The organism is Salipiger sp. 1_MG-2023 (genome assembly GCF_030547555.1).
GTDB lineage: Bacteria > Pseudomonadota > Alphaproteobacteria > Rhodobacterales > Rhodobacteraceae > Salipiger.
The window spans coordinates 36,659-42,658 of sequence record NZ_JAUOQN010000041.1 but is presented as its reverse complement, the minus strand read 5'-3'; the positions used below and the strand labels follow the sequence as shown (position 1 = coordinate 42,658).

General features: G+C 62.1%; 4 protein-coding genes. 3 read left to right on the top strand and 1 reads right to left on the bottom strand.

What is annotated here, in order from left to right; translation table 11 throughout:
* Window positions 1-74 precede the first annotated feature (74 nt).
* Window positions 75-392, bottom strand: coding sequence for a hypothetical protein (locus Q4543_RS17255; protein ID WP_303440342.1), 318 nt, complete (start codon window positions 390-392; stop codon window positions 75-77).
* Between the two features lie 455 nt (window positions 393-847).
* On the opposite strand from Q4543_RS17255, the gene Q4543_RS17250 reads away from it, so the two are divergent.
* From Q4543_RS17250 to Q4543_RS17240, 3 genes are all read left to right on the top strand, one after another.
* The gene (locus tag Q4543_RS17250; RefSeq protein WP_303440340.1) at window positions 848-1,270 is read left to right on the top strand and encodes a DUF2267 domain-containing protein; all 423 of its coding nucleotides are present in this window, start codon (window positions 848-850) and stop codon (window positions 1,268-1,270) included.
* 40 nt (window positions 1,271-1,310) lie between these two features.
* Complete coding sequence (gene ftsH, locus Q4543_RS17245) at window positions 1,311-3,209, top strand: ATP-dependent zinc metalloprotease FtsH (protein WP_303440339.1); 1,899 nt, start codon at window positions 1,311-1,313, stop codon at window positions 3,207-3,209.
* A gap of 681 nt (window positions 3,210-3,890) precedes the next feature.
* Window positions 3,891-5,720 (top strand): BMP family ABC transporter substrate-binding protein, encoded by a 1,830-nt coding sequence (locus tag Q4543_RS17240; protein WP_303440335.1) that lies wholly within the window; start codon window positions 3,891-3,893, stop codon window positions 5,718-5,720.
* Window positions 5,721-6,000 lie beyond the last annotated feature (280 nt).

Below are 6,000 nucleotides of genomic sequence, written 5' to 3'. Positions count from 1 at the left end.
CAGCGCGACTGACAAGCTCGGCCCGCCGGTGAGCGCGAGGCCCGTCGTGAGCTACACCATCAGTTGGGACATCATCATCGCACGCCCGGCACATGGGCCGCCTGCGCGCCCTCTTCGAGCTGCAAAGTGCTGAATTGCTCGTTGACGAACCATCCCGAGCGTTGCGCCGAATAGATCACAGCTTGGGAGTCAAGCTCTTGATAGAAGGGTGAAATCGTGTTTATCCCAAGGTTCAGAAGCTGGGAGAGTTGCCGTGTTGCGGGGATCTTTCGATGGCGGAAATGACCGTCCTGAAGGGCTCGAAGGAGGCCGCGACTGACCTGTATGCAGAGTGGCATGTCTGCCCCGTGTTCGAGGACACCGTAGCGTCCTGCAACTTCGTCACCGGCCATCTCTACATCCTCTGCCACTCGGTTCTGGCGGGCGGTTGGCTCCAGTCGGGCGTGGTCCGGCGGCGATCTCACCGGTGCGAGGCATCCAAGCGACCGCTGGCTCTTGATGAGCTTCTGCTACAAGCTAAAGTTGCAAAGTCGTCAAATTTGATGGACGCAAACATCGCGTCAAAATAGCATTCCGGACATCATCAGGCGTTCCTGAGCGCAACTGGCTCGCGCTCAGGGCTGGACCGTCGCCCGCCCCGCTGCGCGAGATGAAAGCTTCGCGCGTCGGGCGATTGCTCGACCCGAGCCGGTTGGGGTGAACACGAACAGGGCTCAAAGCGCCGCGGGATGAACGTTCAGTGGCAGGCCGGCTGCTCAGCCCGGTCGCGGAATTGATCGTCATCAATGCGACATGTCACGTTAGCGTCCATGATGGCCCAGAGTGATAGTCAAGCAACAGGTGTCTCATGTCCACGACCGGTATCGCCACGCTCGATCATGCGCCGCAGATTTTCGCCGAATGGCTGAACGAACTTTGCGATGATCTCGGCTTTCCGAAGCCGCGCGCCTATATGCTGCTGCACGAGACCCTGCACGCCATCCGCGATTTTCTGACCGTCGATGAGGCCGCAGATCTGGCGGCGCAGCTGCCGGTTCTGGTGCGCGGCGTGTATTTCGAGGGCTGGAACCCTTCGAAGACACCGGTCAAGCCCCGCAACAAGAGCGATCTGATCGCGCGGGTCGCCTTGCGGTTCCACAAGGAGCCGCTGGAGGATCCCGACCGGGCCGTGGCGGCGGTCATCGACCTGCTGCGCCGACATGTATCATGGGGCGAGTTCGAGCAGGTCAAGCACGCCATGCGCAAATCGGTTCAGGAACTCTGGGACTAGCCCCGCACCGCACTGCCCGCCGCCTCAGGAAAGATTTCGCATGTCAAACGCTTCGCCCCCCGGGCCGCCAGATGCCGATGACCAGAAGCAGAAGATCATTTTTGGTCTTTGGGCGATGCTTCTTGCGGCGCTGGTGTTTGCGTCCCTGACCAACACGGTTTCCGATGTTCAGCTCCTTCCTTACAGCAGCCTGAAACAGATGATCCGCAATGGCGAGATCGGGCAGGCCCTGCTGGAAGAGCACGCGATCACGGTGACAGCCGAGGATGGCGTCGCTGGCGTGAACCTGAAATACCGCGCGGTCACACCGGCCCAAGGCGATACCGAACTGTTGCCCCTGCTCGAGGCGCAAGGCGTCGAGATCACGGCAAAAGAGCCGCAGGGCGTCTCGCTTCTGAGCTACCTGCTGTCGTGGATCCTGATCCTGGGCGTGTATCTGTGGCTACAGAGGCGGCTGATGGGCCAGATCGGCGGGGGAGCCGGCGCGGCAGGTCTGGGCGGGCTGTTCAGTGGCCGGTTCTCGAAGCCGACCGTCTCGCGGTCTCGTACCACCTTCGACGATGTTGCCGGGCAGGATCAGGCCAAGAAAGAGGTGTCCGAACTGGTCGACTTCCTGTGTGATCCGGAACGGTTTCAGCGCGTGGGCGCCGAGGTGCCGCACGGGGTGCTTTTGATGGGACCACCGGGCACCGGCAAGACATTGCTGGCAAAGGCTTTGGCGGGCGAGGCGCAGGTGCCGTTCTTTTCCACCTCGGGGTCCGAGTTCATCGAGGTGTTCGTCGGTGTTGGCGCCGGTCGGGTTCGCAAGATGTTCGAGGCAGCGCGCAAGGCCGCCCCGGCGGTGATCTTCATCGACGAGCTGGACAGCATCGGGCGCACCCGTGGCACCGGTCTGGGCGGCGGGCATGACGAGCGCGAACAGACGCTCAACCAGATCCTCGCCGAACTTGACGGCTTCGAGGGCAAGGAGGCGGTGGTCGTGCTGGCAGCAACCAACCGCCCGGATGTCCTTGATGCCGCGCTGTTGCGCCCCGGTCGCTTTGACCGGCACGTCACGCTGAATTTGCCGGACAGGCGGGCGCGGCACGCGATCCTGACGATCCATGCCAAGGCGCTTCCGTTGAGCGACCCGGCGGATCTGGAGGCGATCGCCGATGGCACCCCCGGCTTTTCCGGGGCGGATCTGAAGAACCTGTTGAACGAAGCCGCAATTCAGGCGGCGCGGCGCAGCGCCGCATCGATCACGCAAGCGGATCTTCAGGAAGCGCGCGACAAGGTGACCATGGGCACGGTGCGAAGCCTGGCGATCCGGCCCGACGAAAAGCACCGGCTGGCCGTGCACGAGGCCGGGCATACGGCGGCGGCCTATTACACGCCGGGAGCCGATCCGCTTTACAAGGTGACCATCATTCCGCGTGGGCGCAGCCTTGGCAGCACGCATATGCTGGAACGCGAAGAGCACCACACCCTGCCCGAGGATTACCTGCGAAACCAGCTGACCATCCTGCTGGCCGGGCGGGCGGCGGAAAAGCTTCTGGTCGGCAGCACCAGTTCCGGGGCCGATGACGACATCAAGCGCGCCACCGCTCTGGCGCGATCCATGGTCGCACGCTGGGGCATGAGCGAGGACATCGGCCCGGTGGATCTTCGCCAGAGCGAGGACCACCCGTTTCTGGGTCAGGCCATTGCCCAGCCGCGTGAATATGCGGATGAAACAGCGGCGCGGGTCGATGCGGCCGTTACGACGCTTCTGAAAGACGCCGAGGCGCTGGCGAGCGGCATCATCACTCGCCACGAAAAGCAGATCCGTGCGCTGATCGAGGCGCTGGAGCGCAAGGAGGTGCTTGATGCCATGGAAATCGACGCCTTTCTCAAGCCGGTCCCATCGGTGGCCACGCCGCTTCCACGCTGGGACGACGACCCAGAAGGCGCATCGTGAACGCGGCGGGGCAGCACCCGATCCGCCAGCGGCGCCCGAGGGGCAGCACCACATCGCCGGGCTGGCCGCGGCCGTCCTGCTGATGGCGGGACGCTGATGGTCTCAGGGTTCCGGGCCTATGCCAGCTAGCCGCGTCAGCTCACCGAGGGAAACACCGCGAAGCATCCGCCTCAGCCCCCCAGCGCTCGTCGAGAATATGGATGACCACGAGCAACGGATAGACCCCGCCGTTGCGGTCTGGCTGATAGTGCGGTTCGCTTTGAGCCTGCGTGAGGTCGGGAAGATGCTGCTCGAACGTGGCATCGGCGTCTTCTACAGGGCTGCCCGGCGCTGGACGGGCAAGTTCGGGCTGTAGTTCGCGAGGAACCTGCGGCATCAAAAGAGGCGGGCGTCGGTCATGCCACCATGTCTCACCTGTGCGTCCAGTTGCATTCACTTTACGCCGCCCGTGGCCTCCCGCTCCCAAGAGCTTTTCGTTCTTGGTGGAAATCGGGCGCTTTGGTAGCATTCCCCCGCATGAGATGCGACTGCATCAGCAAGTTGGTAACTGGCAGGTATTTTGTTCAGATGACTTTTTTCATCAAATCAACTGGTCGACGAGACCAGCCGGAATGGGTCGCCCTGACCACTGTTCCGTTGGAATACACCCGTGTCTTCAGATTTATTGGAGGGGCTGGGTAGATGCCGAATACAGCAATCGCCTTCGATCTTGGCGGCAGGTTTGACGAAAGCTACAATGAAGCCGTCTACAGCGCAGCCGCGGCTTGGGCCGAAGAAACCGGCGGCTCTTACGTTTTCATCGAGACCCAAAGCGAGGCCCAAAGGGAGCTTATTCTTACGCGCTTCGCACACCGCGGGTATGATCGGATCTTAACGGTTGGCTTTGGCTTCGACGAAGCCGTGGAAGAAGTTGCTCCGCAATTTCCATCGGTCTCCTTCGCCGCGATTGGCGGCCAGGCCAGCGGCACGAATGTAACCTCCTATCAGTTCGACCTCTCGGCGATGCTCGAGGCAGCGGGATATCTGGCCGCACAAGCCTCGGAGACAGGGCGGATCGGCTTTATCGGCGGAATGTCTACACTTCAGCTGATCGCTGCGTCCGAGGCATACCGAGCCGGAGCCGAAGCGGGGAACCCGGCTGTCATCGTCGATATTGAGATGACGGGCGATACCCCGACCGCGTGGAACGATCTTGTCCGGGGGGCGGAACTGGCGGCAGAAATGATCGACGGTGGCGTTGATGTCCTGGTCAGCCCTGCAGGCGCAACCACGCGGGGTGTTCTGCAATACGCCAGCGACAATGGCGTCAAGGTGATCGGGGTCGACATGTACACCCCCGGCAGTTTTTCTGATGTGATGATCACATCTTTCTACCCCGACTGGGGTAGCCAAATTCCGGGGCTGCTTTCCGATGAGAGCATCGCGTCGGGCACTGTCATGCTCGATTTCGACAACGGTGGCATCGACTATCTGCTAGACATCGAGAATGACCTGTTCACGCAAAGTCTGCGCCGGGACCTGGCCGAGTTCACCAATGACGATGGCGCAGCAGGACCGAGCGCAGGTGCGGACTCGCTGTCCGGCACGGATGGCGGGGATATCATCCGCGCTTTGGCGGGTGAGGACACAATTGCCGGACTGGGTGGCAATGATCTTCTGGACGGCGGACAGGGGAACGACGATATCCGCGGCAATCAAGGAAATGATACGATATATGGCCGCGGCGCAAATGACCGGCTCGATGGTGGTGTCGGCAATGACAGCATCGAAGGCAATGCAGGGGCCGATACCATCCTTGGCGGGGCGGGCTACGACACGCTGCGCGGTGGCGACGGAGACGACAGGGTGGTCGGAGGAAATGGCGCAGATCTTGTCTACCTTGGCGGCGGGGCGGACCTGTTCCTGGACAACGGACAAGCTGCTGCGCACGGAAATGATACGATCCATGGAAACGCGGGCGCTGATACCGTCAGCGGCGGCGGCGGCAACGATCATGCGTTTGGCGGGCAAGGGAATGACCGTTTGCTCGGCCGGGCGGGAAATGATCGGCTCGACGGCGGAGCCCAGAATGACACCATGTTTGGCGGCAACGGGAATGATACGATCACCGGTGGCAATGGCGCTGACGAGGCCGCGTTGGGCAATGGAAATGATATCTGGATCGACAATGCCCAGGTGGCGTTCGGGGATGACGTGGTCTTTGGCGGCAATGGGAATGACACGCTGCGGATGGGCGGTGGGAATGACACCGTGAGCGGCGGTGCCGGCCAGGATGTTTTCATCTTTTCGGAACGGATCAACTCCGACACAATCATGGACTTCCAGCTTGGTATCGACGAACTTCGGATCGATAGCGAGCTGTGGAATGGCGATCTGACGCAGACACGGCTGGACGCGCTTTCCGAAACTGTGTCCGGAACGCTCGTTTTACGACTGGACGAAGGTCACTCGATTACATTGAGCGGGCTCACGTCTAGCGAGACCCTGCTCGACGACATCGTGCTGATCTGAGCAAGCGCGTTGGGTTTGCTGTCGTCTGTCCAGAGCGCGGCACCCAACAAGCCTGACAGGAGGCGCCGCCTGCCCCATGGCGCAGCGTGAGACGGCGTTGGTCATCACGGCAACAGTCGCGCAAGGAACGGTGGCGGCTACCGCCCGGCCCGGCGCTGGGACCGCAAGAGAGCTTTTGGCGTAGATTTGCGAGGTGCCCCGCGGCGCATGGGCGGCGAAGGTTCACGCCCCGGCGCAGCTGGTCAGGGAGACAGCCCTATCGACCAGAACTGCCCTGAGA

What these genes read in the sequence shown, in the direction of transcription:
- ftsH (WP_303440339.1), top strand. Translation starts at nt 1,311, where the DNA reads ATGTCAAACGCTTCGCCCCCCGGGCCGCCAGATGCCGATGACCAGAAG.
- Q4543_RS17255 (WP_303440342.1), bottom strand. Translation starts at nt 392, where the DNA reads ATGGCCGGTGACGAAGTTGCAGGACGCTACGGTGTCCTCGAACACGGG.
- Q4543_RS17250 (WP_303440340.1), top strand. Translation starts at nt 848, where the DNA reads ATGTCCACGACCGGTATCGCCACGCTCGATCATGCGCCGCAGATTTTC.
- Q4543_RS17240 (WP_303440335.1), top strand. Translation starts at nt 3,891, where the DNA reads ATGCCGAATACAGCAATCGCCTTCGATCTTGGCGGCAGGTTTGACGAA.